This is a genomic window from Vreelandella sedimenti (assembly GCF_013416325.1).
In the GTDB taxonomy this organism is placed as follows: Bacteria; Pseudomonadota; Gammaproteobacteria; order Pseudomonadales; family Halomonadaceae; genus Vreelandella; species Vreelandella sedimenti.
The window spans coordinates 135,552-161,567 of sequence record NZ_JACCGK010000005.1; the positions used below are offsets into that span (position 1 = coordinate 135,552).

Consider the following 26,016-nt stretch of genomic DNA (forward strand, 5'->3'; position numbering starts at 1 on the left):
GTCATGACCCATACCTCTCGTCTTGAACACTGCTTTGCTTCCCTCAAGCAGCAAAACCGCCCGGCGCTGGTCAGCTATCTCACCGCTGGCGATCCGGACGCCGAGACCACCCGTCGCCTATTGCACGGGTTGCCAAAAGCGGGGGTGGATATCATCGAACTCGGCATGCCGTTCAGCGACCCGATGGCCGATGGCCCCGCCATCCAGAAAGCCGCGCTGCGCGCCTTAAATAACGGCCAGACACAAGCCAAAACGCTGGAAATGGTGCGCCGCTTCCGTGAAGAAGACAGCACCACGCCCATTGTGCTGATGGGCTACTACAACCCCATTTACTGCTACGGCGTCGAGCGCTTCTTGACCGATGCCGCCAAGGCCGGGGTCGATGGCCTGATCGTGGTAGACCTGCCGCCCGAGCACGACGAAGAGCTCTGCCAGCCAGCGGCCCAACACGGCATTGATTTTATTCGCCTGGCCACGCCGACCACCGATGCCAAACGCCTGCCCAAGGTGCTGGCGAATGCCTCTGGGTTTATCTACTACGTTTCCGTTGCCGGTGTCACTGGTGGAAGTGCGCCCACGCCAGAACGGTTGGAAAGCGCAGTAGCCGGGCTTCGTGAACATACTGAACTGCCCATCGCCGTTGGTTTTGGTATTCGTACCGCCGAACAAGCCGCCACCATTGGCCGCTTCAGCGACGCGGTCGTCGTGGGCTCTGCACTCGTCGACTGTATCGAAAATGCCAATACACCTGATGAAGCCGTAGAGCGTGTGCATGGCTTAGTGGGAGAACTGGCGGAAAGCGTCAGGGCGTGCCGGGAGGTAAGTGAGCCGCAAGTTTACTGATAAGGGCACAGGCTTCGTCCCTTACCGATTAACGCTGTTGTTGGGAAATGTATCGCCTCTGTTGGGTATCAAAGGTTGAGCCAAGCCTTCGTGAGCAGCTAATCTAAACTAAACACTTGGGCATATAGCCTAATGTTAATGAAGGGCTTTGCTGCGAGACCAGAGAGGCGATTTTCATGAACCTAACCACACTGCTGTTGTTTATTCCGGCCTGCTTCGCCCTCAATATGGCGCCGGGGCCTAACAATCTGCTGTCACTGACAAATGCCAAGCGCTATGGCGTTAGGGCAGCTTGTCTTGCAGGTATTGGGCGGCTGACAGCCTTTGTTGGCATGATTACGCTTGCTGCGACCGGCTTGGCTACGCTGCTTTACACTTCTGAAAAGATTTTCCTGGCCATCAAGGTAGTGGGTGGCCTCTATCTGTTATGGCTGGCGTATCAATTATGGGGTGCCGACAGTGCTGAAAGTGATGACGGAGACACCCAACCCAAGAGCCTGTTTGAGCTGGCGCGACAAGAGTTTCTGCTTGCCGCCGGTAACCCAAAAGCCATCCTGATTTTTACTGCATTCCTGCCGCAGTTTGTGGAGCCCAGCGGCAATGTAGGGCAGCAATTTATAGTGCTAGGTGCGCTGTTTTTGCTGCTGGAATGGGTAGCGATTGCCGGTTACGCCTATGCAGGCAGCTTTTTAAGCCACTGGTTTTCACGTCCCGCCATGCGACGTTTATTCAACCGCGGCTGCGCAGGCTTATTGGCCAGCGCAGGAGTAGGGCTATTGCTTGCTAAAAAAGAGTGAGCAAGCTTTAACATGGGAGGCAGCTTTAGCTCGCGACTTTTCCAGCCTGTCTATAAACGTTACTCTCCAGAATCAAGTATCGACAGGCAGCGGGTTGGTGCTGCTATCCAACCACATCTCCAACACCGGCGGCTGGCTAACCTGCGGCAAAAGCGGTGCCTGGAAGGTAGATGGTGAACTCGCGATCGCTGCTGACGGCACTGAAGCCTGCATTGTGATTTGCGCTATTAACGGAGGCGCACTCGACGCCTCGCTAGTGACCAATTTAGCTATCGAGGACAGCTGCCCAGTGGGCTAGCCCGCTCGCTTTATGATGGGTGCGCGTCAAGCGAATCCTCTGGAGCCTCGCGGCGGTCATTCATTCCGTAGTCCCTTATGACGGAAGCGACGCGGAGCCGGTAGTCGGCAAAGATATCCTGCCGGCCTGCTTTCTGAACGGAACGGTGAGGTTCGAACGTTCGCCACTGCTTCACGGCTTCTTCGTCCCGCCAGAAGGAGAGCGACAGGATCTTTCCAGGATGCGTGAGGCTCTCGAAGCGCTCAATCGAGATAAAACCGTCGGTGCCTTCCAGGTGTTGGCTCAGCCCGCTGGCAGCGTCCAGGTAGTCCTGCTTCCGGTTCGAATGCGGTAGTACTTCAAATATCACAGCGATCATAAAACACTCCACGAATAGACAGATTCAACGCCCAGTGTGCCGTCCACCACCTCAACGAAGCTGCGCTCCTCCTTGAGAATAAACTGCTTCTCTTGAGCCATGGTGAAGTTCTCGTGCCCACCTTCGTCAGACTTCAGCCGGGCGCGGTAGGCCTCATAGGTAGCCAGGACGATACCGCGTTGTCGGCCTCTGGTGGTTCGACTAGAATCGAACCATGAGTGAAGGCCCTAACATTGTGCGCGTTGCAGCGCTTATCGGCGATAACGCTCGGGCGGAGGTTCTCTCCGCCCTGATGTCAGGTTGTGCGCTGACGGCGACCGAACTGGCGGACACGGCCGGTGTTACCAAGCAGACCATCAGTTTTCATCTTGGCAAGCTGCTAGACGCAGGGCTGATCACGGTGGAGCAGCAGGGCCGACACCGCTATTTCCGGCTGATGGGTCCGGAGGTGTCCAGTCTCCTGGAGTCGCTGATGGGCCTCGCTTACCGCAGTGAGGGGAACCGCCTTGTTACAGGGCCACGCGATCCCGCCTTGCGCAAGGCCCGTATCTGTTACGACCACCTTGCCGGGGAGTTGGGTGTTTCAGTGTATGAGCAGATGCTGCGAACGGATATCCTTCATCAGCACCCGGGAGGGCTACAACTCACTGAGCAGGGAAAGGTGTGGTTTAATCAATTTGGCATCGATACAGACGCGCTTGCTTCTTCAAAACGCTCATTTTGTAGGGAGTGTCTCGATTGGGGCGAGCGCAGGCATCATCTAGCGGGCGCGCTGGGCAGTGCACTGCTTACCCGAATTCAGGCGCTTGGCTGGGCAAGGCGAGAAAAAAACTCTCGCGTTATCGTCTTCAGCGCCCAAGGGGAGAAGTTGTTGTGGGCAATGCTCGCACCGCAGAGTGCGCCACTGGTTTCAGCCCGACAAGCCGCTGTAAGCCTCTAAGATTCTATAAAACTGAGAGAAATAATGGGAAAGCTCTTTTCACTGATTGTATTGTTAGCGCTTGGCTATGCCGGTATTTACTTCTATTACGGCGTTGTCGTTGAACGGGAAGTTCAGCAGCAGTTGGATGACCGCGGCCTCACCGCAGTTAGCGTGGATAACATTGAGTATGGTGTGCTGGCGCCCATTAACACGACTGCGAATATTGAAGTAACTGTCACCTATCGCGGCTCTCAGGCGACGCTAGATTTGATAGTGCAGGGCCATCCCTTATTCTCTGACGAAGTAAGTGTCGAATTCGATGGCTTACAAGCCCTGCGTCTGGGGATCAATTTCGGGCAGTAAGCGGTGCCCACACATGCTCAACGCCAATCGAAAGCGCCACGGCCACCAGCAAAGCTGCCATCAGCCAATTAAAGCCCTTAACGACGCCTGGGTTTTTAATACGGCTGCCCACCACGCTGCCAATCACGATATAGCTGCCGGGCGCGCCCGCGGCTAACATCGATAGCCCGAATGCCCAAAACACTAAGCTAAGCCCATGAATGTCAGCGGCAGGAAACTGCAGTGTGGCAATGGGCAGGGTGGCCAAAATGGCTTTGGGATTAAGCAACTGCATGACCAGCCCATCACGATAACTGACTAGCCTTGGGGCGTTGTCTGGCTCGCTTATATCAACACTTGAACGGGCAATCTTGCTCGCGAGATAAACAATATAGGCGCAGCCCAAGGCACTCACCACAATGAGTGTTTCATCATCGATCCATGCAGCACCCGCCCAACCCAATACTAATAAGTACGCCAGCATCGCAGTACCCACGCCAAGGCAAAACCCAACCGACTGCCTGGCTTGCCCATTGATACCAATATTCAAGCCAAGCAGATTCACAGGCCCAGGCGAATACATAGCGCCTAGGGCATAGGCGACAATTCCTAACATGGTTAAACCTCTATGCTGGTATTTAGGTGTAAGGGTCTGTACGAAAAGTCGGTGAGCGAAGGCTAGACAAGGCAAAAATCAACGAAAAAGCGGAGTTTACGAGGAGTAAATGAGCATTTTGAGATGATTTTTAACGCAGTATTGGCGAGCGCAGCCAGTTTTCGTTCAGAGTCTAGCGTGCAATATCACGCTGGTACTTATGGGGCGTCATGCCATAAATGCGCTTAAAACGGCGATTGAAATGGCTGAGATCGGAGAACCCATAGCGCAAAGCGACTTCCGTTAGTGAAGCGCCTAGGTCTAGCGCTGAGCGAGCCGCATTGATTCGGCAATTAATCACATACTGATGCGGCGTAATGCCGTACTGCTGACGAAACAGGCGTAAGAAGTGGTACTTGGAGATATGCGCCGCTTGGCTGATGTCATCCAGGGAGATATCCGTATCCAAGTGGGCGTGAATATACTCTTTAGCTAGGCTCAGCAGAGCATCGGGGCGGGTGAGTACCTGGTTGGGCTGAGAAATCCCGCCGAGTTGCACGGTTCGCTCGATTACCTGATAAAGCGCATTCTCCTGATCGATATAGCTACCAGAGTGAGAAGTGACTAAGCGCGCCAGTTCCAAAATGGCATTGCGTAGCCGAATGTCCTGAACAAGGGTGTTATTTGAGCGAAAGCCAGCCGTGTGCTCGTGCCCCAGAGCATCAGCAAACAGGGCATTAACCTGCTCGGGATGCGCATATACCATCAAGTAATCCAGTGAGCGCTCTCCGCCCGGTTGGCCGTCGTGAACTTCCTCTGGATTGAACAAAATAACGTTGCCCGGTGGGCTACGATGAAACTGCCCGCCGCTGAAGAAATCCTGCCGCCCCGCCAGTGTCACACCGAAAGCATACTCCTCGTGGGCATGGCGGTCGTAGCTGAAATCTTCAATGGCCGCGTGAAGCACCGTTAGCGTTGGCACGTGCTGGCTTTTGATAAATTGAAACCGGCTTGCGTTACTCATGCCGCCCCCTCCTGATTAGTCACACCACCTAGCTTATGCCACCCCCGCACCCGAATGCTTGTACATAATTGCTAATCGGCTGTGGGGCAGAGATTGGTGAGCTGTACTCAGAAGATGGGGGATGGCTGCGTGCTGCTATACCCGGAGGTACAGCCAGGTCTCCTGGTTCATGGCTACAAAATAGTCCCTCCAAAGAGGGACTATTTGCCGGTCAACGAATGCCACCCACACACAGGTATTTGATTTCTACGTAGTCATCGATACCGTACTTGGAGCCTTCGCGGCCGATGCCCGACTCCTTGACGCCGCCGAAGGGGGCTACCTCGCTGGAGATGATGCCCTCATTGAGGCCGACGATGCCGAAGTCCAGAGCTTCCGCCACTCGCCAGGAGCGGGCGAGGTTCTCCGTGTAGAAGTAACTGGCCAGGCCGAAGGGAGTGTCGTTGGCAAGGGCGATGGCATCTTTCTCGTTATCGAAACGGATCAGGGGGGCCACTGGGCCAAAGGTTTCCTCGTGCATCAGCAGGGCATCCCGGGACACGTCAGTGAGAATTGCCGGGTTTAGGAAGTTGCCGCCGCGTGTGTGAGCAATGCCGCCTGTCAACAAGCGGGCGCCTCCCTTCAGGGCATCGTTGATATGCTCCTGCACCTTGGCGACGGCACGCTCGTCGATCAGCGGCCCGAGCGTTACCCCCTCCTCAAAACCGTCACCCACCGAAAGTGCTTCTACGGCGGCCTTAAGCTTGTCGGCAAACGCATCGTAGACACCGTCCTGCACCAATATTCGGTTGGCGCAAACGCACGTCTGGCCGGTATTGCGGAATTTGGATGCCATGACACCGTCTACTGCCGCGTCCAGATTGGCGTCGTCAAAGATAATGAAGGGCGCATTTCCCCCCAGCTCCATGGAGACCTTCTTGACAGTGTTCGAGCAGCGCTGCATCAACTGTTTGCCGACTTCGGTGGAACCGGTGAAGGTCAGCTTGCGTACCGCTGGGTTGTCGGTCAGCTCGTTACCGACTACCGATGCCTGGCCGGTGACGATATTCAGTACCCCCTTGGGGACGCCCGCCTGCTCGGCCAGCTCAGCCAGTGCCAGGGCGGAAAAGGGCGTCGCGCTGGCTGGCTTGATCACGATGCTGCAACCCGCTGCCAACGCGGCGCCTGCCTTGCGGGTGATCATGGCGTTAGGAAAGTTCCAGGGGGTAATGGCGGCGACGACACCAATCGGCTGCTTGAGCACCAGTATTCGTCGGCCTTCGCCTGTGCTGGGAATGATGTCACCATAGACCCGCTTGGCCTCTTCGGCGAACCACTCGATGAAGGCCGAACCATAAGCGATCTCGCCGCGCGCCTCGGCCAATGGCTTGCCCTGTTCCAGGGTCAGCAACTGTGCCAGGGCCTCTTGCTGCTCCATGCACAGGTCAAACCAGCGGCGCAAAATGACGGCACGAGCCTTGGCGGTAAGCGCTGCCCATCCGGAGCCTGCTGCTTCTGCCGCCTGAATGGCTGTTCGCACTTCCTCTGCGGAGAGGCTAGGTACATGGCCGATGAGTTCACCGTTCGACGGGTTATGTACCGGCACGGTACGGCCGTCGCTAGCCGAGACCCAGGCCCCATTGATATAACACTGCTGACGTAGAAAGGTGGTCGCTTGGTTCATGTCGATTCCTGTCTTTGCTGTTATGGAATAGTCAGGCTGGTGGATCAGCTCGCGTTCAATAGCCGCGCTTGCGGTCGACGATGCCAACCATCTCGCGGTTTGCTTGATGCCGGGCAATATTGTCCAGCAACATCATCACGGCACTTTCCGGCTGGGTCATGCTGGCCACATGGGGCGTCAAAAGAACCCGGGGATGGTGCCACAGAGGGTGATCTGCGGGTGGTGGTTCCGGCGCGAATACATCCAGCACGGCGCCAGAGAGCTGACCGCTGTCCAGGGCGGAGAGCAGGTCGCGATCCACTAGGTGAGCACCGCGCCCCACGTTGATCAGTGACGCGCCGCGCGGCAATTGAGCGAAAAGCCTAGCATCAAGAATGCCTCGGGTGTGGTCGGTCAGCGGCAATAGGCAGACGAGGATATCGCTGCCAGCGAGAAACTGCCCCAGCGCTGCCTCCCCCGCATAGCACTCCACCCCAGGGAGTTCGCGAGCAGTGCGGCTCCAGCCACGACAGTTGAAGCCTAACCCCAACAGATGCTGCGCCACCGCTGCACCCAACTGGCCAAGGCCCAATATCCCCACGCAGCGTTGCGCGGCCGGGCGCACCCGCCATGTTTTCCACACGCGCTCACGCTGCTGGGTGATGTAGCGCAATAAATCCCGATGCAGCCCAAGCACGGCCATTGCCACGTACTCCTGCATGGTGGCAACGATGCCGGGCTCCTGCATGCGCACGAGCGGCACATGGCGCGGCAGGGCATCCAGGTCGAACTGGTCGACGCCAGCGCCGAGCGAGAAGATCACCTCCAGATTGCTGAAGCGTTCCAGATCCTCGATTGGGGCCCAGGTGCCCAGATAGCGAACATCAAGGGGGTTTCCATAGTCTGGCCAGTGGTGAAATGCCATGTCCGGTGCGTGCAGGGCGAACAGCCGCTCCCACTCTCGCCCCCGTTCGGGATCCGCGTTATAAACGAAACTCATGCTGGTTCTCCTATCAACCCAAGGCCTGGCTGGCCAGGGCATAGCGTTTGGCAGGACCGACACGTGGAAGAGTGCTACCCGCGACCATCTGAGGGATTCGATCAACCTCGGCTACACCGATCCCGGTAAGCCAAGCGGCCAGGTCGGCATCCAGGGTGTCGAGCCTCACGAAGCTGCCTGGCAGGCGGGTCAGCCAAGCCTCGATCAGGCACTTGGCGGCGTCATGCTCATTCGCGATAACCGGGCCGATGACATACCCATGGCCAAAATCGCGACAAATCGCGGCACCACTCAACTGACCATCCGCCTGTTCCAGCACCAACGCCTCTCCCTGTTCCAATAGGCTGGAAAGCAGTGACCTGCGTGGGCTGCCGTTGGCCTGTTCATCCAGGGTGGTCAAGGTCTCGTAGTCGGTCGCACGGAAGCCCCTCACCCCGGGATGGGCCAGTGGGAAGAGCGCTTGTCCCGCCGCTGAGTCGGCAACCCACCCTTGGCACTGGTGCACCCAGGCGGTCTCTTTGAAACCCAGCGAGCGGTACAGATCGGCTCCGGCTTGGGTCGCATACAGCTCGATGCGCGTGGCGGTGATGGCCTCCAGTAATGTCTCCATCACCTTTCGACCCAACCCCTGATGTGTGTAGTTCGGTGATACGATGACCAGTCCCAGTGTTGCCAGCCTGGCCTCGAATGACCAATGCATCCCGGTGGCAACGAGCTCACCGTTGTGAACACCAGCGACCCCACTGCCCAGCGTCAGCAACCGCTGCCAATCGCACCGCCGATGGGGCCACCCTACGGCGTTGGAGAGCTGAACGGCCTGGTTGAGGTGGCGCTCCTCCAGAGGAAGAAAGTCGATATTCATGCCGGTGACTGCTTTCGTGCCAGCACCAACAGCAACACCAGCGCGAAGGAAGCGGCTGTCAGCAAGGTGCTGATGGCGGCGATGGTCGGGTCGATTTCGTCTCGCAGCGCGGTGAACATGCGCACGGTCAGCGGCTGGTTTTGCCCGCCCGAAATGAAGAGCGCCACCATGGTTTCGTCCAGCGCCTGGATGAACGCAAAGATCGCGCCGGTCATTACGCTAGGCATGATCTGCGGCAGGGTGACGCTCATGAACGCGCGAAAGCGATTCATGCCAAGGCTTCTGGCCACCATCTCCTGGGTCTGGTCGAAACCGTGCAGTCCTGCCGTGACGGCGGTGATCACATAGGGCAGCGCCAGCATCACATCCGCCATGATCAAACCGGGAATGGTATAGAGCATCCCCGACAAGGCGTAGATGAAGAACACACCAGTGGCGACGATGATGATTGGCACGATCAATGGCAGTAGAAGTACGATCTTCAAATAACGCATAAGCCAGTGGGACGAGTTATTGATGGCATAGGCCGCTGCCACGCCAATCGGTGTAGCGATCAATGCCGTGGAAAACGCCACAATCAGACTCGTCTTCGCGGCAGACATCCACCCTGGATTGCTGAAGAAGGTTTCATACCAGCGAAATGAGAAACTGCTAGGCGGAAAGGACAGAAAACGACTGTCCGAGAACGACATGGGAACGACAATCAGCAGTGGCAGGATCAGGAAAGTCAGCACCAGCGCCACATAGCCAATAAAGCTAATTCTACTCAAAGATAGTTTGTTCATTTTGCACCCAGTATCTTCTCGAGGGGGACGAGTCGGCTCACCACATAGAAAATGGCCAGCACGCAGATGAGCAGCACGACACTGACTGCACTGGCAGCACCCCAGTCGCTATAGAGCTGGATGTTGCGACTGACCAGCATCGAGGCCATGACCGTGCGCCCTCCACCCACCAGCTCGGGGGTGATATAGAAGCCGAGGCACAGCACGAACACTAGGGTCATGCCCGCCAAAACCCCGCTGAGAGAGAGCGGGAAGAACACCCTCATGAACACATGCAGGGGAGTGCCGCCGAGACTGGCACCGGCTTGTATCAGATCGCTGGGAATTTTCTGCATGGTGGCATAAAGCGGCAAGACCATGAACGGCAGCAGGATATGCACCGTGGCAATGATGGTGCCCAGCTCGTTATGCACCAGCGCCAGCGGTGCATCGATAAGGCCTACGCCCAACAGGGATTCATTCACCACGCCTGAGCGTTGCAGCAGGATCAGCCAGGCATAGGCCCTCACCAGAACGCTGGTCCAGAATGGCAGAATCACCAGCGCCAATACCAGCATCGACCAGCGCCGTGGCAATATCGACGCGGCATAGGCAATGGGGTAACCCATCAGCAGCGCCAGCAGCGTCACGATAAAGCTGATGCGAAACGTGACCCAGAACGTATTCCAGTAGATACCTTCCGTGAAGATCCGCTGATAGTGCTCCAGCGAAAAACCGTCGGCATAGAACGATTGACCGATCAGCCAGCCAAGAGGGATGAGGAGCAGCACGAAAACCACCAGCACGGCGGGCGACATCAGGAGCAGCATGAGCACATGCTCGCGTCGCCGATAGCCCAGTGACGCATCCCGGTGACTAACGTGAGGGTAATTATTGTTGATGGCGGTCGCTTTCAAAGGATGTCTCCTATCGGGAAATCGACAAGCGTTGCCGTAACTCGCAGGCAGGCCACGGCAACGACGCGCTTATCGCTGCATGAACTCCAGCCAGCGACGTTCCGCTTGTTCACCTGCCGAGGAAGCCCACCACTCGTATGACATCAACACCTGACGCTCGGCATTTTCGGGGAAACTAGGCAGCTCCCTGGCACGCTCATCAGGAATCTTGCCCGTATCGAAGGCGGCCGGATTACCGGGGCCGTAGTCGATATGCAGAGGCAGGTTGGCCTGATATTCAGGGGCGATGGCTGCGTTGATGAACTCGACGGCGGTCTCCTGGTTGGGCGCGCCTTCGATAATGCACAGGTGCGTGTTCTGCAAGATCCCATCGTTATAGGTGAAGTCAGCGTCAGCGCCTTCATTGATGATGGCGCTGACACGGCCATTCCACATCATCAACATATCCACTTCGCCATCGTAGAGCAGCTGTGCCGACTGCCCGCCGGAGGTCCACCAGGTGGTGATATGCGGTTTGATCTCCTCAAGCTTGGCGAATGCCCGGTCAACATCCAGCGGATATAGGTCTTCTCGTGCAACACCATCAGCCATCAAGGCGGCTTCGAGCGTTCCTAGCGGGTGGTTGCGCAGTGCACGGTTACCGGGATACTCCTCCACATTCCAGAAGTCCTCCCAGCTTTGTGGCGGATTGCCATCGAAGGCCTCTGGATTGTAGGCCAGTACGCTGGAGTAGAACTCGTAGGCAACCGAGTAGGGCGTCTTGTACTCCTCAGGCATCGACTCGGCGTTAGGAATCTGGCTGAAGTCGAGCTCCTCTATCAGTCCTTGATTGCCGCCCCGCACACAGTTCAACGGCGGTGTATCGACCACATCCCATACCGCCTGGCCGGTGGTGCCCTGGGTTCTGATCATCGGCCAGGCGTCGGGAGCGCTTTCCTGGCGAATGGTGATGCCCAATGCCTCGGCAACTGGGTCGAGGATGGAAACCGTCTGCGCATCCTGGTACGCGCTACCCTGGGAAACGAAAGTAATTTCGCCATCTGCCAGCGTTTGCCCGGCGCCAAGCGCACCGATGACCATTACCGACGAACCAAACAAGTATTTCAAGCAGTTAGTATCTTTCATCATGCGATCTCCAACTGAGTAAATGCTTCCGACGCCCAATCAGCGCCCGATTGCATCAAGGAACTGGTAGTAACCCGCTACCAGTCGAATACCGACTTCACGCAAGGGGTAAAGCGGAACGGCCTGGAGCCGCTCCGCCGCAAGCAGCGCCACGTCAGGGCTTTCGCCCATGGCATAGTCCGCCGCCAAACGCCCGAGTAAAGTCGACATAGCCACTCCAGCGCCGTTGTAACCGGCGGCGTAGCAAACTCTGTCGTCAAATCTGCCGACATGGGGCAAAGCATCCAACGTCATGCCCACATGCCCCGACCAACGGTAAGCGATGCCGATATCGGCAAGCTCTGGAAAGAGCGACACCATGGCTTTGCGCAGAGAGTCGAATGCCGCCTGGGAGTCATGTTTACCGAATGCTCCTCGGCCGCCAAATACGACCCGGCCATCGACCTTGCGAAACCAGCGCATCATCCTGCGCGTTTCACCGTAGCTTCTCTCCTTGATCATCAGGCGGCTCTGCAGCGCCTCTGGAAGCGGCTCAGTCGCAATGATCGAGCTCCTGAACGGAACCAGACGCGACTTGATGGCAGCACTGACCGGTGTGATATCCGAATAGGCATTCGTCGCCAGTATCACCTGACGCGCCTTGATCTCACCGCCCGGCGTCGTGATACATACACCATCCTCCAGGCGGCGAATATGGGTGGCGGGGGTTCGCTCGAAAACGATCTCGCCATGGCGTCGATTAAGGCCTTCCGCCAAGCCCCGCACATAGTCGAGCGGCTGCAAGGTGCCGACCCCAAGCCCCAGCACCCCACCCGTAAACGCGTGGGAGCCAGTCTCTTCTGCCACCTCGCCAGCGGAAAGGCAGCGCAGTGAATCGTCGCCCAATTCCCGCCGCATCCATTCGGCTTCCTGGGTAATCGCTTCCAGCGCCCTGGCCGTATGGGCGCAGCGCAGATTGCCGCAGCGCGTAAAACGGGCACTTTCCAGGTCATACTCCTGAATCAGGGCGTCCACCTCATCCACCGCCTCATGGCAGAGCCGGTGCATGGCAGTGGCGACTGGCATACCATGGGCCTGGGCGATGCTGTGGAACGATAGCCGGAACTTGGCGGATACCACGCCGCCATTGCGACCACTTGCCCCCCAACCGATAGGATTGGCATCCACCACGATGGCCTGGACACCTCTTTCGGCCAGCCGGTGGGCCGCTGTCAGTCCCGTGTATCCGCCCCCGATGATGGCAACATCAACGACCTTGTCACTGGAAAGGCTTGCGATGCCAGGTGTGACACGTGTTGTATCACGCCAAAGCGAAGCAATCTGGAATGCTGGCTGCGGCCCACTCATGTCACACCTTCTCCACGGCGTCGGCTAACGCCTTCAGCGTGGGGAAATGGAAGTCAGGCGTTGTCACCTGTGCGGGTTCCGGTGTACCGCCGAATCCCGACTGGCCCTGGCGACGCTCGATCCAGCAGGTGGTGTAACCCAGCTCCTTGGCAATGCCGATGTCATGGTACTGGCTCTGGGCGACATGCAGTATTTCCGAGAACTTATAGCCATGGGCCGCCTGACGACCCCGGTTGTAAGCGAAGAACTGAGGGTTGGGCTTGGCCACACCGGTTTCATCGCAGGTCACGCTATCGTCGAACGGGCTGTCGAGGATATGCGAGTAGCAGGAAAACGCTGTGCGGTCGGCATTGGTCATCGCTACCAGACGATAGTGCTTGCGCAGGCGCTTTAGCGCCGCCACCGAATCCTCGAAGGCGGGCCAACGAAACACTGCCAGTTGGAAAGCATCGGCTGAGACCGTATCGGCAGGCAGCTTCAACTCCTCCGCCAGCGAGCGGTAGACATCTGCCATGGCACTGCTTGAACGGCCAGGGTAGAGATCCCGCCCACGTTTGTAGGCCTCGAAGATGGTGTTGTCGCTCAGGTCTTGAGCGGCACTTCCACCAATCCGACGGATAGCGTCCAGTACACCGGTTTCGAAATCGATCAGCGTGCCCACGACATCGAAGGTAAGAACTTTAAAATTGGAAAGTTCCATAATCGTGAATGACTCCTTTCTGAGGTGCTTTGAAGTTATGTCAGGCGACGTTTGTCGCCGGAGGGGCGCATCCCGCACGAGGCACGATAATGGTGTCCTCTGGATGCAGTACCACGCTCAGACGCTCGCCGAGCGGTGGAATCTTTTGCAGTGCCGTATGGTGACTGGGCTGACGCATGCTGATTGAGGTTCCATCTTCCAGCTCGAGAAACAGTCTCAGACTATCGCCCTGGTACACGGCCTCCACGACCCGGCATGGCAGGCGATTGATGCCCGGTTCATGCAGTCCGTCATCGATCAGCAGTTTTTCGGTCTGGATCGCCAGCAATAACTCGGCATGGGGAGCGATGGGCTTGGCAGAACGCAGCGTATGAGTGCCTAGTTGGACAGTGTGCTCATCAATACGGGTTACCGGGAGCAGGGTGGAATCGCCGATGAAGCTAGCTACGAAGGAGTCTTTAGGGTTGTTGTGCAGCGTTTCGGGAGCGCCGATCTGTACCAGCTCACCATCTTTCAAGATCGCGACCCTGTCGCTCATGGTCAGCGCCTCACGCTGATCGTGGGTCACATACACCACGGTGGCCCCAAGCTTGCGATGTAAGCGGCGAAGTTCAATCTGCATCGTCTCGCGCAGCTGCTTATCCAGCGCTGATAGCGGTTCGTCCATCAGGATCAGTCGAGGCTCGAACACGATCGCCCTGGCAAGGGCGACGCGCTGCCGTTGGCCGCCTGACAGCTGAGACACTCCACGATCCTGATAGCCATCAAGCTCGACCATGGCCAGCGCCTGTTTAACTCGCTCCGGCCATGTTGACTTGGGTAGGCGTCGAGCCCGCAAGGGAAAAGCGACGTTTTCGCCAACACTCATGTGAGGAAAGAGCGCATAACTCTGAAAAACGATGCCGATATTTCGCTTGTGGGGCGGCATGTAGGTCATGTCCTGATCACCGACCCATACCGACCCTGATGACGGCATGACGAACCCGCCCAAGGCGCCAAGCAAGGTCGTTTTTCCCGAGCCCGAAGGGCCCAGCAGCGACATGAATTCACCTGGCTCAATATTTAAAGTTATGTCCTTCAGGGCTTCCGTGCTGCCATACCGCTTACTGATTGAACGTATGGAGACACCCACGCTATCTCGCTCATCCATAGGATTTATCACCTTTCATTGTTGTGATGCCTATCGGTTGACATTGAGTACAGCAGATAAGATGCCCGGGGACAATTGCGAAAATCTTGGTGTTATCATAAGCTCAAGTTATGCCAACATTGCGCCGACAACTACCCAGCGCCAACGCCCTGTTTGTTTTTGAATCAGCGGCCCGCTGCGGTAACTTCACAAAAGCCGCCGCCGAACTGGGGGTTACCCAACCGGCGGTCAGCCGTATGCTTGCACTTTTGGAGGAGTATCTGGAGGTCAAACTGTTCTTGCGGACCCCCGGCAAGACCGTGCTGACAGAGAGTGGCGAGATACTTTATCAAGGGGTGATCGACGGCTTTCACAATATCGAAGCGGCGATTCAGGAAATCCGGGCGCGCAGCACCGGGCTTGAAACCGTCACGTTATCGGTGTCAACCGCCTTCACCACCCACTGGCTCATGCCGCGCATGCACAGGCTGCAGGCGCAGCTACCCCATATCGATCTGCGCTTTCAACTGATATCGGGGGCGGTCAGCGGCTCGGTCGAGGATGTTGACCTGGGGATTCGCTTCGTCACGGGTGAGGACATCCTGCACGACGCCTCGTTGATACTGCCGGAGATACTGGTGCCGGTCTGCAGTCCGGCCTATCGAAAGCAGCAACTCGAATCGTCCGGCATCGATGTCTCCACCACCCTGATTAGCCTCAGCGACAGCCGCATAGACTGGTTTGAGCTTTTGCCCAATTTTCATCTGCAAGCTTATGGAACCACTCACTCGCTGGTATTTTCGGACTATGCCGTCGTGATCCAGGCGGCCCTGCTGGGCCAGGGTATCGCTATCGGCTGGCTGAATATTGCATCCCACTGGCTAGAGACCGGCTCGCTGGTTCCCGCCACACCAACCGCGATTGCCACCGAGCGGCTATGCCACCTGGTTCACTCACGCAAAAAGCCGCTAAGCGCCGCAGCCAAGCAGGTGCGTGAGTGGATAATTGCAGAAACCCGCAATGACGTTGCGAATGTGTCGAAGCAGTATCCCGAGTTGAAGCTTGAATCCTTTCTGGCTAAGGACTTCTGATTTTTCAGTCGATAAAAGCCGCCCACCAGCAACTCAATAGATAGTACGTGGGTGCTAAGCGCTGGTAAGCGGCCGCCACACATGCACAAACCCAATCGGTAGCGCCACGGATGCTTATACATAATTGCTAATCGAATGTGCAATGATGGCCTATCGATAGTGAACACCACCAAGGGGCCGTCATGAAAAAGCTCTTTTCACTGATGATGGTGCTGGCGTTGGCTGGCTGCGCCGCCATGGAGCCGCATGCGGAGCGTGACGTCCAGCGCGACGTCGGACTGGCCATCCAGGAGGTCTACGAGCGGGCGCTGCCGACGCTGTCCGAGGACAAGCAGCGCCATTTTGCCCAGCGGCTCTACCGCCTGACGGGCGAGCAGCGCTGGCGGCCTCTCAATCATGCCTACGGCGAGCGTCTACTGACGCGACTCGAGGAGGACATCGTCGGCCTAGCCAAGCCCGGGTACGCGGCTGCCCGCAGCCGGGCGATCGTTGCCAACTACTCGCAGCGCACGGCCAAGCAGCGCGCCCGGCGCGCCATGCTGTGTGAGTGGGGGGAAATCGCCTTCGCCCGGGGGCTGCTGTTCCGGCTGATCCAGGCCGAGTACTACGGCCTGCTGCCGACCATTGAGAACCACGAGCGGGCGCTGGGCTACCAGGCAGAGGTTGACTGGGCGGCCTTCTTGACCGACCCCGCGGTGATCGGGATCTATGCCGCTCAGGTGGCCAACCAAGCGTACTTCCTGCACCAGCTCGGCGTGATGGACCTGCGCCGGGAGGTAGAGGCAGCCTTCCGACGCCACTACCCGCCTGATCGAGTCGCCGAGCTCGACGACGCCGAGTACCATAACTGGCTATATGGCCTGACCCACTTCGTCATCGCTGACAGCCGATACTACCAGCGGAAGGTAGACCCGGAGGTGCACGCTTGGGTGCTGGAAGCGCTGGAGCGGGAGACGACCGGCATCATGGCCCGGGCCACGGCCGACATCCATGCCGAGGTGGCATTGGCCTTCCTGCTTGCCGACCGCGAGGATCACCCGCTGGTGGGCCGGGTGCGTGAGGCGCTGGTGGCGGGGGTAGACCCGACCAGCGGCATCATCCCCACGGCCACTGGGGAAAAGGGGCTGGCGGGTGGTGAACACCGCAACGTTCTGGCAATAATGGTGTTGCGCTGGCCGGGCCGCCTGCATCCCGGCCCCGCTCGGACATGCTTGGCGAGCGCTCAGCCGAGTAACCATTGCTGGCCGGGCCTTGGTGAGGCGGACGTGTTAGAAAGTAGCCAGCAGGCCTATGCCCGATAGGAGGATTCGTGCACCAGTTAGCCGCCCAATGGGTAGTGGGATTACTGAGAGACAGAAATATCCCTTTTCAAATCTGCGGAGGGCTCGCAGCAAAGGGGTATGGATCTAAACGAGCGTTGAACGATATTGACCTGTTCGTACCCGGCGAGCATTTTGCAGCTGTGGTGCAGGCTGGCCAAGCGAACATATCCAAGCCCGCCACGCACTACTGCGAAGAGGGCTGGGATTTAACCTATGTCCAGTTCAAGTATGAAGGCATTAAGGTGGAAGTTGGCAACGCCGACGGCGCGCAAATTTTTGATGCAGCCAGCCAGGCCTGGGTGCCGCTCAATATTGATTTTGCCCGCTATGAAACAGTGAATTTACTAGGCCTGGAGCTTCCTTTGATGTTCAAGGATGACTTGATCCGCTATAAGTCGGTGCTCTCAAGACCGGTCGATATCGACGATATTCGCGCCATAAGATAGGCAATCTCCATTTCACCATCGCCCTCAAGCGACGGGCACAGTGCCGCCATCGATCACGTACTCCGTTCCCGTAATAGTGGCCGCCAGCGGTGATGCCAGAAACCCAATCAAGTTGGCCACTTCTGCAGGCTTCGAAGGGCGGCCAATCGGGATGCCACCCAGCGAATTCATGATGATCTGCTTGCCGCCTGCGTAATCGGTGCCTGCCTCTTGGGCAATCCGCTCGGCTAGCGCAACGGCGGCTTCCGTCTCGATCCAGCCCGGCGACACCCGTACCACGCGCACCCCTTTGGGTGACACCTCTTTTGACAAGCTCTTACTATAAGTGGATAGCGCCGCCTTGGCAGCCGCATAAGCCGTGGTTGATTCGGGCAGGGGGAGTTCACGCTGAATGGAGGTCACGTGGATAATCACCCCATCGCCTTGGGCCAGCATGCCGGGCAGCAGGGCGCGATCCAGCCGCACGGCGGGAAACAGGTTGATGTCGAGCTCTTGCTGCCACTCCTCCTCCCCAAGGGCAGCGAACCCGCCGCCGGGGGCGGATGAACCACCCAGTACGTGAACGATAATATCGACGCCACCCAAGCGTTCGTTGACCGCATCGGCTACCGTGGCACAGCCTTCGGCCGTCGTCAGGTCAGCGGTTACAAACAGCTCATCGGGCAGGTCGGCGGGGCGAGTACGGGCGGTTGTTAGCACTTGCGCGCCTTCCTCGCGAAAGAGTGCCACCGCGGCCGCGCCAACCCCTTGGCTGCCCCCGGTGATCAATACGCGTCGCCCGTTCAAGTTCAGGTTCATTAGTGGATCTCCAATGACTGGATTTGCGACTCGGCAAGCTGGAAAGCGTGGTCAAGTTGAACCGGGCTGCCGGGGAAGTTGCCGGTCACGGTGGCGGTAACCACCATCGTGTTGCCTTGTTGGGAAACACTGACCGGCTCGACGCGATACTCAATCTTGTCGCGGGTGGCGCGCATCCAGGCTTGAATAGCGGGTCGCCCGCGGTGCGTCTCGCCTTCGTCGAACACACAGGCATCTTGAGTGAAGCAATCCGCAATGTGGGTGGCATCCGCACCGTTGCTGATGCTGAAGTAAGTAGTGATCGCGTCTGGCAGTGACAAACTCATGATGGTCATCTCTCGCAGGGGGTAATATGCGAGAATCTTCTGCCTAGACTGACGCGTTATCAAGAACGCACAAAAAGGTAAGTGGCTCACCCATGAGAAAGCTTTATACGCCCGCTACCGCCGCAAGCGATGTGGAAAATGTATTAAAAATGCTGGAAGGGCGCTGGAAGCTCATTATTCTCTTTCATCTCTTCGATGGAAAAGTGCAGCGCTACTCCGATTTAGGAAAACTCATCCCCGATATCTCCCAGAAAATGCTCGCCCAACAGCTGCGCCAGCTGGAAGCGGATGGCATCGTGGCGCGCAAAGTCTATCCCCAGGTGCCGCCGAAAGTGGAGTACCGCCTGACCGAATGGGGGCAAACGCTCTGCCCGGCGCTGGATGCCTTATTGAAATGGGCAGAGCAGAGGGATCACTTCAACAACCCTGACGAGCAGAACGAACAAAACGATGCCGCCACCCAATGAGAACCGCCTGATGCACTACCGCATCATGACCATCAACGACGATGACGCCGCCATTGCTCTGTAGAGCGAAAGTGAAGGCGTGCGGCTGCACGATGCCGAGTAACGCTCCAGTGAAGCTTGCGGGGGCGGGTCTCAATAGCACCTATTCTTAGCTGCCCATACGCCTTCCCTGGCTCTAAAGATGTCACTCGTTTTTCACTGACATATATGGCTGACGAAAGTGGAAACTGGCGGTTGCCGTGCAAGCGTCTCCGGGCAGATGACGCTCAGGTTCTTGGCCAGCCCGGCATCACTGACCGGGATAGCACACAAAGTGCCCGCTCGGATCTCCGCTTCGACGCAAGCCGCCAGCACCAGTGATACGCCCAGGCCTGCTTTGACAGCCTGTTTAACCGCTTCGGTACTGCCCAGTTGCATTGAAACCTTCGGGAACGGCCCTCTTTCGCCGAAGAAACTCGCCAGCAACCGGCCCGTACCTGTTCCGGGTTCACCGCCCAGCAGGCTCATTCCTGCGAGGGTTTTCCGGTCTATTTCATGCCATTCCGCACAGGGGTGATCGGGTGAAGTAATTAACACCACGGGCTCCTGTCGCCAATCCATTGCCTGGAAGCCAGATTTCGGGTGCCACCACTCCATCACCGCTATATCCAGCTCGCCGCTAGTCAGTTGTCTAGCAATGTTAGGATTGTTATCAATCACAAGATCCAGCTCAGGTACCGCCGGAATGTTCTTGAACGTGCTCACGTAGGGCTGGAGCATGTAAATACCGATGTTGGAACTTGCCCCTACGCGTAAACGCGTACCGCTAACGACTTCTCGAGCACGCTCGTCCAGTTGCAACATACTAAGCGCAAGCGGCATAAGCGCCAGGGCTGCTTTGGTGGGCTCGCAACCCGTTTTACTGCGGCGTATCAACAGGGCACCTAGCTGTTCTTCGAGCTTTTGAATGTGCTGTGAAAGCGTGGGTTGTGCGATACCGAGAGCTTGGGCGGCGGCCTGAAAACGTCGGTGCTGAACCAGTGTGGTAAAACTTTTCAGCCAGACCAAGTTCAGCATGGAGTTGTCTCAGTGATAGTGGGCGAATTAGCCGCATCCTGAGGGCATTCTCCTTGTAACGCTTGAAGAATGTTGTCGGCAGCACGCTGTTCAATCATCAGCCGCACATCCTGGACGGCAGAGCCAATGTGTGCCGTAAATAGCGTGTTGGGATGTGCTCGCAAGGTGGGGCAAATCTCTTGCGGGCGATCCTCTCGAGCCCAATCTTCCATTTCAAAAACATCCGCTGCGTAGCCGCCTAACTGCCCTGACTCCAATGCTTCCAAAACGGCAGCTTCCTGCACTACAGAACCCCGGCATGGGTTGATCAAAAAAGCGCCTGGTTGCATCAGGGCCAAGCGCGCAGTGTTCATGGTATGCAGGGTTTGTTTATTGAGCGGCAGGGCCAAAATGACAATGTCGGCTTGCCCGAGCAGCTCTTCAAGCGACTTGCGCGCCACGCCTAGCGCGGCCTCCTCAGCAGCGGGCAAGGCGTCTGGCTGAGAATACAGCAAGCTCGCGCCCCACCCCTGGAGCCGTGTTGCCACTGCCTGGCCGATGGGACCCATGCCGACGATACCCACGGTCGCGCCGGCAACCCCCAGCCCATAAAACGTGGGCTGCCATCCCTTGAACTGGCCGGAACGAACGTACTCATCGGCCGCTCGGACATGGCGGATTAGGCTAATGGTTAGCCCGATGGTTAGCTCAGCCGTTGGCACCGTCAGCAGATCCGGCACGAAGGTCAGCCAAACGCCATGACGCGTACAGGCCTCCACATCAAAATTATCGTATCCCTTCAGGGCGGCACCAATAACTTTCAGCTTGGGACAGCCCGCTAGAAATTCCTCGCTGACCTGGTCCGGCATAAACACCATCATGGCGTCTGCGGTTGCCGCGCGGGCCTTTACCTCGGCGGCGGTCAAGGTAGTGGCTGACTGGTTGGTGATCACTTCACAGTGTTGTTCCAGCCTTTCCAACACACTGTTGTGTACCCGGTGGGTAATGAAAACCCTTGGTTTCATTTGATTTCCTTACTTGAATTTCTTACGAAGATGGCCGCTAAGGCTATCCACCATCGTCACCATAACGAGTATGACAATCAGGATGGCGCTGACTTCCTGGTACTGCATGACGCGTAAAGAGCCCATTAGCTCGAAGCCGATCCCGCCAGCCCCCACCATGCCCATCACCGTAGAGGCGCGGAAATTGTATTCCCAGCGGTAGATAGAGACATCAGCAAACTGCGGAAGCACCTGCGGGAGCACCGCGTGCCAATGAACCTGTAATCGCGTCGCGCCAGCGGCATTGGCGGCCTCTACCGGGGCTGGGTCGACATGCTCGATCGCTTCGGCAAAGAATTTACCCACCATGCCGATAGAATGAAGGCCGAGCGCGAGCACGCCCGGTAAGGCGCCAAACCCCACGGCAGCAACGAAAATAATGCCCATAATCAGCTCGGGCACCGAGCGAAGAGCGTTCAGCAGCGTGCGGGTTACGTGGAATACCACGGGGTGGGGCGAGGTATTGCGAGCGGCCAGGAACGCCAGGGGTACGGAAGCAGTGACCGCTATCGCCGTGCCGGCAATGCTCATGGCAAGGGTATCGACCAGCGGCGCTATCCAATCCATGGCGTTGGTAAAGTCGGGCGGTAGGGATTCTCCCATTAGGGTAGCGATGGCAGGCACCCCGTTGGCCAGGGTGCGAAAATCCAGCAGATCTACATACCAACTCGCCAGAAGAACCACTGCCAGCACCAAGCCCGCTTGGAAGAGCTTGCTCCGCCAGCCGCGGGCGTGTTCGTCCAACACGGCGTCAGGAGAAAGCGATGAAAGGGGTGGCGGCACTGTTTTGGACGGATTCATCATGCCCCCTTACATCTTGCCGAAGTCGAGGTTGAGCAGACTACCCATTTCCCGAATCACATCGTAATCGGCGTCCGTGATAACGGCGAAACCTTCGGCTTTTAGGTTGTCCAGAATCTCTTCATCATCGATGCTGATGAAGGCATCCTGGATCTGCTGCTTGAGTTCAGGGTCCAGGTTGGAACGCATCGCCCAAGGGTACTGAGGGTACTCCCCGCTGTGACCCAACACCCTAACCTGGTTGCGGTCTATCAGGCCGCGGTCCATTACGTGCTCAAAGATCACTTCCGATAGCCCGCCTGCATCCGCATTACCATTGGCCACGTTCACCGCCACGGCATCATGGGAGCCAACGAAATGGGCTTCATAGTCCTCGCCTGCTTCCAGCCCCGCCGATTCAAGCAGCACGGTTTTGGGAATCAGGTGGCTTGACGTAGAGGCACGGTCGCCATAGGCCATTTTCATGCCTTCGATATCCGCATAGGACTCAACGCCGGAATCGACATTGGCAATAATGATGGAGCGATAGGTGGGCTTGCCATCCACAATCATGGCGGCAAAGGGTTCGATCTCACTTTTGCTTCTTGCCATCACATAGGAGAGCGGGCCGAAGTAGGCGAGGTCGATGCGACCAAAGCGCATGGCTTCGATCATGGAGGAGTAATCCGTGGTGACGATTAACTCAATTTCTTTCCCAAGGGTACTTTCAAGATACTCTTTCAATGGCTGGTTGCGTTTGATCAGTTCAGAAGCGTTTTCATCGGGGAGTAGCGCGACTTTTAATAGATCCGGATTTGGATCAGGGTCCGCCGCCAAGGCCGGCATGGCGATTCCAAACATAAGACAGATGGCAAAGAAAAAGCTGAATAGCGGTTTCATTGGGCAATCTCCAGTTTTATCGGGGAGGGAGTGGTGGTTTGAGGGTTGGGTTCGGTGGTCTCAGCGGCGTCGGTCACAGCTCCGCGCGTGCCGTGGTAGATCTCGTTCAGGTGGCGTTGCTGTAACTGTGAGGGGGCCGCATCGAAAACGATTTGGGCATTCGCTAACCCGATAATGCGGTCAGCAAACCGCTGGGCATACTCCAGCTGGTGCAGTGAAATAATGGCGGTAATACCATCCTCACGGCATATATCTCGCAGTAGCGTTAGCACTCGCTCAGAGGTTGCCGGGTCAAGGCTGGCCACTGGCTCGTCCGCCAATATCATGGCGGGCTGCTGCGCCAAGGCACGCGCAATGCCCACCCGCTGTTGCTGCCCGCCGGAGAGTTGATCGACCCGGGTAAGCGCTTTCTCGGCCATGCCTACGCGGTCCAGGCAGTGCAGAGCAAGCGCCTGTTCCTGCCTGGGTAGCGGAAACAAACTGCGCCAGGTGCTGTGGTAAGCAAGCCGACCGGTCAGCACATTCTGGAGCGCCGTATGGCGTTCAATGAGCTGATGGTGCTGGAAAACCATGGCGGTTTTGCACCGATGGCGGCGTACCGTAGACCGGGTTTCGAGCGCACCTAGCTCGGCCGAGATCACTTTGCCAGTGCTGGGCCGCACCAAGTGGTTGAGAGAACGCAGTAACGTCGATTTACCCGCACCGGAAAGGCCGAGTAGTACCGTAAACTCCCCTTTGTGGAAATCGACGGTGGTGGGGCGGAGTGCGAGGACATTCCCAGGATATGTCACCCCCATTTTCTCGATGCGGAGCATTAAGTCAGAGGATTGAATAGGCTCCATTGGATCACCTTCTGCAATGTATAAGCTCACTTTATTGTGACTTACAATGCAACGGTAGCCCGCCTAAGTGACAAAGCTGTGTCGTTCAGGTGATAAGTTAATGACTATCCAAGGAGCGCAGGTAGCCAGTCAAACGGCTCAGATAACGCTTCTCTAGACCAATATCGTCACAAAACGAGGCCCACCAAGGCTGGGCGTACCGATCCGATATTCTGCTCTATTCGTTTGTTAATGGAGATAACCACAACGTTTAACCAAGCTGAGCCTCAATCGCGGCTTTATCAATGACCGACCAGACCTCCCTAATCTTGCCATCGCTAAACAGGTAGAACGCGTTTTCGCAAAACGTCACGTTTTTGCCATCCACCGCAAGGCCAAGGAAGCTACCTTTGGGTGTGACATCGAATCGCAACCTGCACGCGACATGGGGTGAATCAACGGCCAAAAGCTCAATGTTAAAGTGAAGATCCGGTATCTGCTCGTAATCGGCTTCCAGCATGGCGCGATAACCATCAAGCCCTAGGCGCCTGCCGTTGTGGTGGACATCGTCATGCACGAACTGGTCAAGGTTCGTCCAGTCTTGATTATTGAGGCAGGTGATGTAATCACGGTAGGTTGCTTCCAGGTCACGTTTGTTCATCCTGGTTCTCCTTTCTTGGGCAGGCGTGAAGGCATTCGCCAAGGGTATACAGGCTCAGTATCATAAGCAGCCTAAACCAAACCACAGAAGTCATCATTCATGTCGTGCCCACCTTGCCCCCATTGCCAATCCGAATTCGTCTATCAGGATCAAAGCCTGTTCATCTGCCCCGAATGCGCTCACGAATGGAACCCTTCTGAGGCTGAGGCAGAAGAGACCGTGACGGTAAAAGATGCCCACGGCACCCTGTTAGCGGAAGGCGACAAGGTAACGATGATCAAAGACCTCAAGGTCAAAGGCAGCTCATTGGTACTCAAGGTGGGCACCAAAGCGGTTATCAAGCGGCTCTTGGATAGCAAGAATCACCAACTGGACTGCAAGGTCGACGGCGTCGGCGACATGATGGTGACCGCCCACTTTGTGAAAAAAGCTTGAATAAGACCCCGGAATTCTTCGATTCACCACACGACGCAGTAAGCTGAGGCTCACCCACCATCACCACTTCACTCAGCGTTTAAGCGAAGCGTGTTTTCGGGTATCTGGTTCTAGGGCAACAAAATCAGCTCTAAGGCCTTTGACAGCGGGTTGGAAAGTATTCAAAAGCGCTATTTCCTTTCGATTTATTTAGCTAAAGTAAGACTAAAGCTTATCTGCCGGAAGGCCTTCAATGACTGATTTGATAATCCTGAGAGATTTCCTGGCCCTTTGTGAAACCAAGAGTTTTAGCCGCACGGCTGAGCATCGGCATGTTTCGGTTTCAGGCTTGAGTCGTCGTATTCAAGGCCTTGAAGAGTGGGCAGGCACCACGCTGTTTGAGCGGCGTAAAGGGGAGCTAGTGCTGACGGAGGCAGGGCAAAGCCTGCAAATGGTAGCTTCACAAGCGCTTAGCGCTTTTGATCAATTTCGCCGCTCCGTTGCTGATGATATTAACGATCAGAAAAGGCGGATACGATTTTGCTCACCACACATTATGGCTGCGATATTTTTTCCTCACTGGATGCCGCGCTTACAAGAGCAGTTCACACAGGCAAAATTTAGCATTGATGCTAATACATTGCCGGAGTGCCTAGCCACTCTAGATCAGGGAGAGGCCGACTATGTAACGGCACTATTCGATGGTGAACACCTTATTGCAAGGCGTTTGGGAGTAGAGAGTGATAGTTACACTTCAATTGAGCTAGATACCGAGTCTCTCATCCCTGTTAGCGCACCAAATGCCGCAGGTCAGCCACTGTTTAATTTACATGCTGCAGATGGCTCCCCACTCTCATTTTTGAATTATTCCCAAGAGTGCCATTTGGGTTGGTCGCTGAGTGCCATGCTGGTGAATCAAGGTTTGAATTTACAGCAACACCATGATGCTGGTCTTGCTGATAGTTTGCGTCATATGACGTTATCAAGATTGGGTGTTGCGTGGCTTCCCTATTCGCTAGTGCGGGAAGACCTTGGGGCTAAGCGGCTTGTTCGAGCGGGAGGTGCCGCTTTCGATGTGCCATTAAAAATCACCTTGCTGAGACGCACAGCGCCCCTCGCAGCAGAAGCCCAGCGGTTATGGGATGGGCTGCTGGAAATGAAAAATGTAAGAACCTTCTCTGAGGTTGTTTGAACGGCATTCCACGCTTCATTGCAATGTTGGCAAT

General features: G+C 56.8%; 31 protein-coding genes. 11 read left to right on the top strand and 20 right to left on the bottom strand.

The annotated features are described in order from the left end of the window. Positions 1-3: 3 nt before the first annotated feature. The 3 genes from trpA to HZU72_RS07025 all read left to right on the top strand — a co-directional run bounded on the left by trpA (position 4) and on the right by HZU72_RS07025 (position 1,938). A complete protein-coding gene (trpA, locus tag HZU72_RS07015) occupies positions 4-843 on the top strand; it encodes a tryptophan synthase subunit alpha (protein ID WP_180091148.1) in 840 nt (279 codons plus the stop codon). A gap of 176 nt (positions 844-1,019) precedes the next feature. Next, positions 1,020-1,640 (top strand): LysE family translocator, encoded by a 621-nt coding sequence (locus HZU72_RS07020; RefSeq protein WP_180091149.1) that lies wholly within the window; start codon positions 1,020-1,022, stop codon positions 1,638-1,640. Positions 1,641-1,737: 97 nt separating this feature from the next. Next, the gene (locus HZU72_RS07025; RefSeq protein WP_235976017.1) at positions 1,738-1,938 is read left to right on the top strand and encodes a hypothetical protein; all 201 of its coding nucleotides are present in this window, start codon (positions 1,738-1,740) and stop codon (positions 1,936-1,938) included. 10 nt (positions 1,939-1,948) lie between these two features. On the opposite strand, the gene HZU72_RS07030 is transcribed toward HZU72_RS07025, so the two are convergent. Continuing rightward, positions 1,949-2,296 (bottom strand): antibiotic biosynthesis monooxygenase family protein, encoded by a 348-nt coding sequence (locus HZU72_RS07030; protein ID WP_180091150.1) that lies wholly within the window; start codon positions 2,294-2,296, stop codon positions 1,949-1,951. Positions 2,297-2,510: 214 nt separating this feature from the next. On the opposite strand from HZU72_RS07030, the gene HZU72_RS07035 reads away from it, so the two are divergent. After that, positions 2,511-3,236 (top strand): ArsR/SmtB family transcription factor, encoded by a 726-nt coding sequence (locus HZU72_RS07035; protein WP_180091151.1) that lies wholly within the window; start codon positions 2,511-2,513, stop codon positions 3,234-3,236. Positions 3,237-3,260: 24 nt separating this feature from the next. After that, complete coding sequence (locus HZU72_RS07040; RefSeq protein WP_180091152.1) at positions 3,261-3,581, top strand: hypothetical protein; 321 nt, start codon at positions 3,261-3,263, stop codon at positions 3,579-3,581. Here the strand turns inward: HZU72_RS07040 and HZU72_RS07045 are convergent. The 11 genes from HZU72_RS07045 to HZU72_RS07095 form a co-directional block, all read right to left on the bottom strand. Next, entirely contained in the window at positions 3,565-4,176 is a 612-nt protein-coding gene (locus HZU72_RS07045) for a LysE family translocator (RefSeq protein WP_180091153.1), read from the bottom strand. The two genes, HZU72_RS07040 and HZU72_RS07045, sit on opposite strands and share 17 nt — an antisense overlap. Before the next feature lie 172 nt (positions 4,177-4,348). Then, positions 4,349-5,179, bottom strand: coding sequence for a helix-turn-helix transcriptional regulator (locus HZU72_RS07050; RefSeq protein WP_180091154.1), 831 nt, complete (start codon positions 5,177-5,179; stop codon positions 4,349-4,351). Between the two features lie 211 nt (positions 5,180-5,390). Then, positions 5,391-6,842 (bottom strand): NAD-dependent succinate-semialdehyde dehydrogenase, encoded by a 1,452-nt coding sequence (locus HZU72_RS07055; protein WP_180091155.1) that lies wholly within the window; start codon positions 6,840-6,842, stop codon positions 5,391-5,393. Positions 6,843-6,897: 55 nt separating this feature from the next. Continuing rightward, complete coding sequence (locus HZU72_RS07060) at positions 6,898-7,821, bottom strand: 2-hydroxyacid dehydrogenase (protein ID WP_180091156.1); 924 nt, start codon at positions 7,819-7,821, stop codon at positions 6,898-6,900. A gap of 13 nt (positions 7,822-7,834) precedes the next feature. Continuing rightward, the gene (locus tag HZU72_RS07065) at positions 7,835-8,683 is read right to left on the bottom strand and encodes a GNAT family N-acetyltransferase (protein WP_180091157.1); all 849 of its coding nucleotides are present in this window, start codon (positions 8,681-8,683) and stop codon (positions 7,835-7,837) included. Then, on the bottom strand, positions 8,680-9,468 hold the full coding sequence (locus HZU72_RS07070) for an ABC transporter permease (protein ID WP_180091158.1): 789 nt from the start codon (positions 9,466-9,468) through the stop codon (positions 8,680-8,682). The genes HZU72_RS07065 and HZU72_RS07070 overlap by 4 nt, the downstream gene beginning before the upstream one ends. Then, on the bottom strand, positions 9,465-10,364 hold the full coding sequence (locus HZU72_RS07075) for an ABC transporter permease (RefSeq protein WP_208457991.1): 900 nt from the start codon (positions 10,362-10,364) through the stop codon (positions 9,465-9,467). The genes HZU72_RS07070 and HZU72_RS07075 overlap by 4 nt, the downstream gene beginning before the upstream one ends. Positions 10,365-10,433: 69 nt before the next feature. Next, positions 10,434-11,492, bottom strand: a complete 1,059-nt coding sequence (locus tag HZU72_RS07080; RefSeq protein WP_235976018.1) for an ABC transporter substrate-binding protein — start codon at positions 11,490-11,492, stop codon at positions 10,434-10,436. Positions 11,493-11,528: 36 nt separating this feature from the next. Continuing rightward, the gene (locus HZU72_RS07085; protein WP_180091159.1) at positions 11,529-12,836 is read right to left on the bottom strand and encodes an NAD(P)/FAD-dependent oxidoreductase; all 1,308 of its coding nucleotides are present in this window, start codon (positions 12,834-12,836) and stop codon (positions 11,529-11,531) included. Between the two features lies 1 nt (position 12,837). Beyond that, positions 12,838-13,536, bottom strand: coding sequence for an HAD-IA family hydrolase (locus tag HZU72_RS07090; protein ID WP_180091160.1), 699 nt, complete (start codon positions 13,534-13,536; stop codon positions 12,838-12,840). A 40-nt stretch (positions 13,537-13,576) separates the two neighbouring features. Next, positions 13,577-14,686 carry an ABC transporter ATP-binding protein gene (locus tag HZU72_RS07095; protein WP_180091161.1) on the bottom strand — a complete coding sequence of 370 codons (1,110 nt, stop codon included), beginning with the start codon at positions 14,684-14,686 and terminating at the stop codon, positions 13,577-13,579. A 110-nt stretch (positions 14,687-14,796) separates the two neighbouring features. Between HZU72_RS07095 and HZU72_RS07100 the strand changes: the two genes are divergently transcribed. The 3 genes from HZU72_RS07100 to HZU72_RS07110 all read left to right on the top strand — a co-directional run bounded on the left by HZU72_RS07100 (position 14,797) and on the right by HZU72_RS07110 (position 17,524). Beyond that, a complete protein-coding gene (locus tag HZU72_RS07100; protein WP_180091162.1) occupies positions 14,797-15,756 on the top strand; it encodes a LysR family transcriptional regulator in 960 nt (319 codons plus the stop codon). Positions 15,757-15,938: 182 nt separating this feature from the next. Beyond that, on the top strand, positions 15,939-17,057 hold the full coding sequence (locus HZU72_RS07105; RefSeq protein WP_235976019.1) for a DUF3541 domain-containing protein: 1,119 nt from the start codon (positions 15,939-15,941) through the stop codon (positions 17,055-17,057). 8 nt (positions 17,058-17,065) lie between these two features. Further along, positions 17,066-17,524 (top strand): hypothetical protein, encoded by a 459-nt coding sequence (locus HZU72_RS07110; RefSeq protein ID WP_022522618.1) that lies wholly within the window; start codon positions 17,066-17,068, stop codon positions 17,522-17,524. 24 nt (positions 17,525-17,548) lie between these two features. Here HZU72_RS07110 and HZU72_RS07115 read toward each other — a convergent pair whose 3' ends face one another. Together HZU72_RS07115 and HZU72_RS07120 are read right to left on the bottom strand one after the other, a co-directional pair. Next, positions 17,549-18,322 (bottom strand): SDR family oxidoreductase, encoded by a 774-nt coding sequence (locus HZU72_RS07115; RefSeq protein WP_022522619.1) that lies wholly within the window; start codon positions 18,320-18,322, stop codon positions 17,549-17,551. Beyond that, positions 18,322-18,648, bottom strand: a complete 327-nt coding sequence (locus tag HZU72_RS07120) for a nuclear transport factor 2 family protein (RefSeq protein WP_022522620.1) — start codon at positions 18,646-18,648, stop codon at positions 18,322-18,324. The genes HZU72_RS07115 and HZU72_RS07120 overlap by 1 nt, the downstream gene beginning before the upstream one ends. A 92-nt stretch (positions 18,649-18,740) precedes the next feature. Between HZU72_RS07120 and HZU72_RS07125 the strand changes: the two genes are divergently transcribed. Continuing rightward, a complete protein-coding gene (locus tag HZU72_RS07125; protein ID WP_022522621.1) occupies positions 18,741-19,115 on the top strand; it encodes a winged helix-turn-helix transcriptional regulator in 375 nt (124 codons plus the stop codon). 195 nt (positions 19,116-19,310) lie between these two features. On the opposite strand, the gene HZU72_RS07130 is transcribed toward HZU72_RS07125, so the two are convergent. From HZU72_RS07130 to HZU72_RS07155, 6 genes are all read right to left on the bottom strand, one after another. Then, positions 19,311-20,171: a LysR family transcriptional regulator gene (locus HZU72_RS07130; protein ID WP_009287603.1), complete on the bottom strand. Its 861-nt coding sequence runs from the start codon at positions 20,169-20,171 to the stop codon at positions 19,311-19,313. Beyond that, on the bottom strand, positions 20,165-21,175 hold the full coding sequence (locus HZU72_RS07135; protein WP_022522623.1) for a phosphonate dehydrogenase: 1,011 nt from the start codon (positions 21,173-21,175) through the stop codon (positions 20,165-20,167). The genes HZU72_RS07130 and HZU72_RS07135 overlap by 7 nt, the downstream gene beginning before the upstream one ends. Positions 21,176-21,184: 9 nt before the next feature. Further along, positions 21,185-22,015 (bottom strand): phosphonate ABC transporter, permease protein PhnE, encoded by an 831-nt coding sequence (phnE, locus tag HZU72_RS07140; protein ID WP_027960098.1) that lies wholly within the window; start codon positions 22,013-22,015, stop codon positions 21,185-21,187. A 9-nt stretch (positions 22,016-22,024) separates the two neighbouring features. Next, positions 22,025-22,894, bottom strand: coding sequence for a phosphate/phosphite/phosphonate ABC transporter substrate-binding protein (phnD, locus tag HZU72_RS07145; RefSeq protein WP_022522625.1), 870 nt, complete (start codon positions 22,892-22,894; stop codon positions 22,025-22,027). Next, on the bottom strand, positions 22,891-23,736 hold the full coding sequence (gene phnC / locus HZU72_RS07150; RefSeq protein ID WP_022522626.1) for a phosphonate ABC transporter ATP-binding protein: 846 nt from the start codon (positions 23,734-23,736) through the stop codon (positions 22,891-22,893). Before phnC ends, phnD begins: the two co-directional genes overlap by 4 nt. A 250-nt stretch (positions 23,737-23,986) precedes the next feature. Beyond that, positions 23,987-24,376: an ester cyclase gene (locus tag HZU72_RS07155; protein WP_022522627.1), complete on the bottom strand. Its 390-nt coding sequence runs from the start codon at positions 24,374-24,376 to the stop codon at positions 23,987-23,989. Between the two features lie 99 nt (positions 24,377-24,475). Between HZU72_RS07155 and HZU72_RS07160 the strand changes: the two genes are divergently transcribed. Then, a complete protein-coding gene (locus HZU72_RS07160; protein WP_022522628.1) occupies positions 24,476-24,811 on the top strand; it encodes a zinc ribbon domain-containing protein YjdM in 336 nt (111 codons plus the stop codon). Positions 24,812-25,043: 232 nt separating this feature from the next. Further along, the gene (locus tag HZU72_RS07165) at positions 25,044-25,982 is read left to right on the top strand and encodes a LysR family transcriptional regulator (protein WP_022522629.1); all 939 of its coding nucleotides are present in this window, start codon (positions 25,044-25,046) and stop codon (positions 25,980-25,982) included. The last annotated feature ends 34 nt before the right edge of the window (positions 25,983-26,016 follow it).

Coding starts and splice junctions, on each gene's coding strand:
- trpA (WP_180091148.1), top strand. CDS start 4: ATGACCCATACCTCTCGTCTTGAACACTGCTTTGCTTCCCTCAAGCAG.
- HZU72_RS07020 (WP_180091149.1), top strand. CDS start 1,020: ATGAACCTAACCACACTGCTGTTGTTTATTCCGGCCTGCTTCGCCCTC.
- HZU72_RS07030 (WP_180091150.1), bottom strand. CDS start 2,296: ATGATCGCTGTGATATTTGAAGTACTACCGCATTCGAACCGGAAGCAG.
- HZU72_RS07035 (WP_180091151.1), top strand. CDS start 2,511: ATGAGTGAAGGCCCTAACATTGTGCGCGTTGCAGCGCTTATCGGCGAT.
- HZU72_RS07040 (WP_180091152.1), top strand. CDS start 3,261: ATGGGAAAGCTCTTTTCACTGATTGTATTGTTAGCGCTTGGCTATGCC.
- HZU72_RS07045 (WP_180091153.1), bottom strand. CDS start 4,176: ATGTTAGGAATTGTCGCCTATGCCCTAGGCGCTATGTATTCGCCTGGG.
- HZU72_RS07050 (WP_180091154.1), bottom strand. CDS start 5,179: ATGAGTAACGCAAGCCGGTTTCAATTTATCAAAAGCCAGCACGTGCCA.
- HZU72_RS07055 (WP_180091155.1), bottom strand. CDS start 6,842: ATGAACCAAGCGACCACCTTTCTACGTCAGCAGTGTTATATCAATGGG.
- HZU72_RS07060 (WP_180091156.1), bottom strand. CDS start 7,821: ATGAGTTTCGTTTATAACGCGGATCCCGAACGGGGGCGAGAGTGGGAG.
- HZU72_RS07065 (WP_180091157.1), bottom strand. CDS start 8,683: ATGAATATCGACTTTCTTCCTCTGGAGGAGCGCCACCTCAACCAGGCC.
- HZU72_RS07070 (WP_180091158.1), bottom strand. CDS start 9,468: ATGAACAAACTATCTTTGAGTAGAATTAGCTTTATTGGCTATGTGGCG.
- HZU72_RS07080 (WP_235976018.1), bottom strand. CDS start 11,492: ATGATGAAAGATACTAACTGCTTGAAATACTTGTTTGGTTCGTCGGTA.
- HZU72_RS07085 (WP_180091159.1), bottom strand. CDS start 12,836: ATGAGTGGGCCGCAGCCAGCATTCCAGATTGCTTCGCTTTGGCGTGAT.
- HZU72_RS07090 (WP_180091160.1), bottom strand. CDS start 13,536: ATGGAACTTTCCAATTTTAAAGTTCTTACCTTCGATGTCGTGGGCACG.
- HZU72_RS07095 (WP_180091161.1), bottom strand. CDS start 14,686: ATGGATGAGCGAGATAGCGTGGGTGTCTCCATACGTTCAATCAGTAAG.
- HZU72_RS07100 (WP_180091162.1), top strand. CDS start 14,797: ATGCCAACATTGCGCCGACAACTACCCAGCGCCAACGCCCTGTTTGTT.
- HZU72_RS07105 (WP_235976019.1), top strand. CDS start 15,939: ATGAAAAAGCTCTTTTCACTGATGATGGTGCTGGCGTTGGCTGGCTGC.
- HZU72_RS07115 (WP_022522619.1), bottom strand. CDS start 18,322: ATGAACCTGAACTTGAACGGGCGACGCGTATTGATCACCGGGGGCAGC.
- HZU72_RS07120 (WP_022522620.1), bottom strand. CDS start 18,648: ATGAGTTTGTCACTGCCAGACGCGATCACTACTTACTTCAGCATCAGC.
- HZU72_RS07125 (WP_022522621.1), top strand. CDS start 18,741: ATGAGAAAGCTTTATACGCCCGCTACCGCCGCAAGCGATGTGGAAAAT.
- HZU72_RS07130 (WP_009287603.1), bottom strand. CDS start 20,171: ATGCTGAACTTGGTCTGGCTGAAAAGTTTTACCACACTGGTTCAGCAC.
- HZU72_RS07135 (WP_022522623.1), bottom strand. CDS start 21,175: ATGAAACCAAGGGTTTTCATTACCCACCGGGTACACAACAGTGTGTTG.
- phnE (WP_027960098.1), bottom strand. CDS start 22,015: ATGAATCCGTCCAAAACAGTGCCGCCACCCCTTTCATCGCTTTCTCCT.
- phnD (WP_022522625.1), bottom strand. CDS start 22,894: ATGAAACCGCTATTCAGCTTTTTCTTTGCCATCTGTCTTATGTTTGGA.
- phnC (WP_022522626.1), bottom strand. CDS start 23,736: ATGGAGCCTATTCAATCCTCTGACTTAATGCTCCGCATCGAGAAAATG.
- HZU72_RS07155 (WP_022522627.1), bottom strand. CDS start 24,376: ATGAACAAACGTGACCTGGAAGCAACCTACCGTGATTACATCACCTGC.
- HZU72_RS07160 (WP_022522628.1), top strand. CDS start 24,476: ATGTCGTGCCCACCTTGCCCCCATTGCCAATCCGAATTCGTCTATCAG.
- HZU72_RS07165 (WP_022522629.1), top strand. CDS start 25,044: ATGACTGATTTGATAATCCTGAGAGATTTCCTGGCCCTTTGTGAAACC.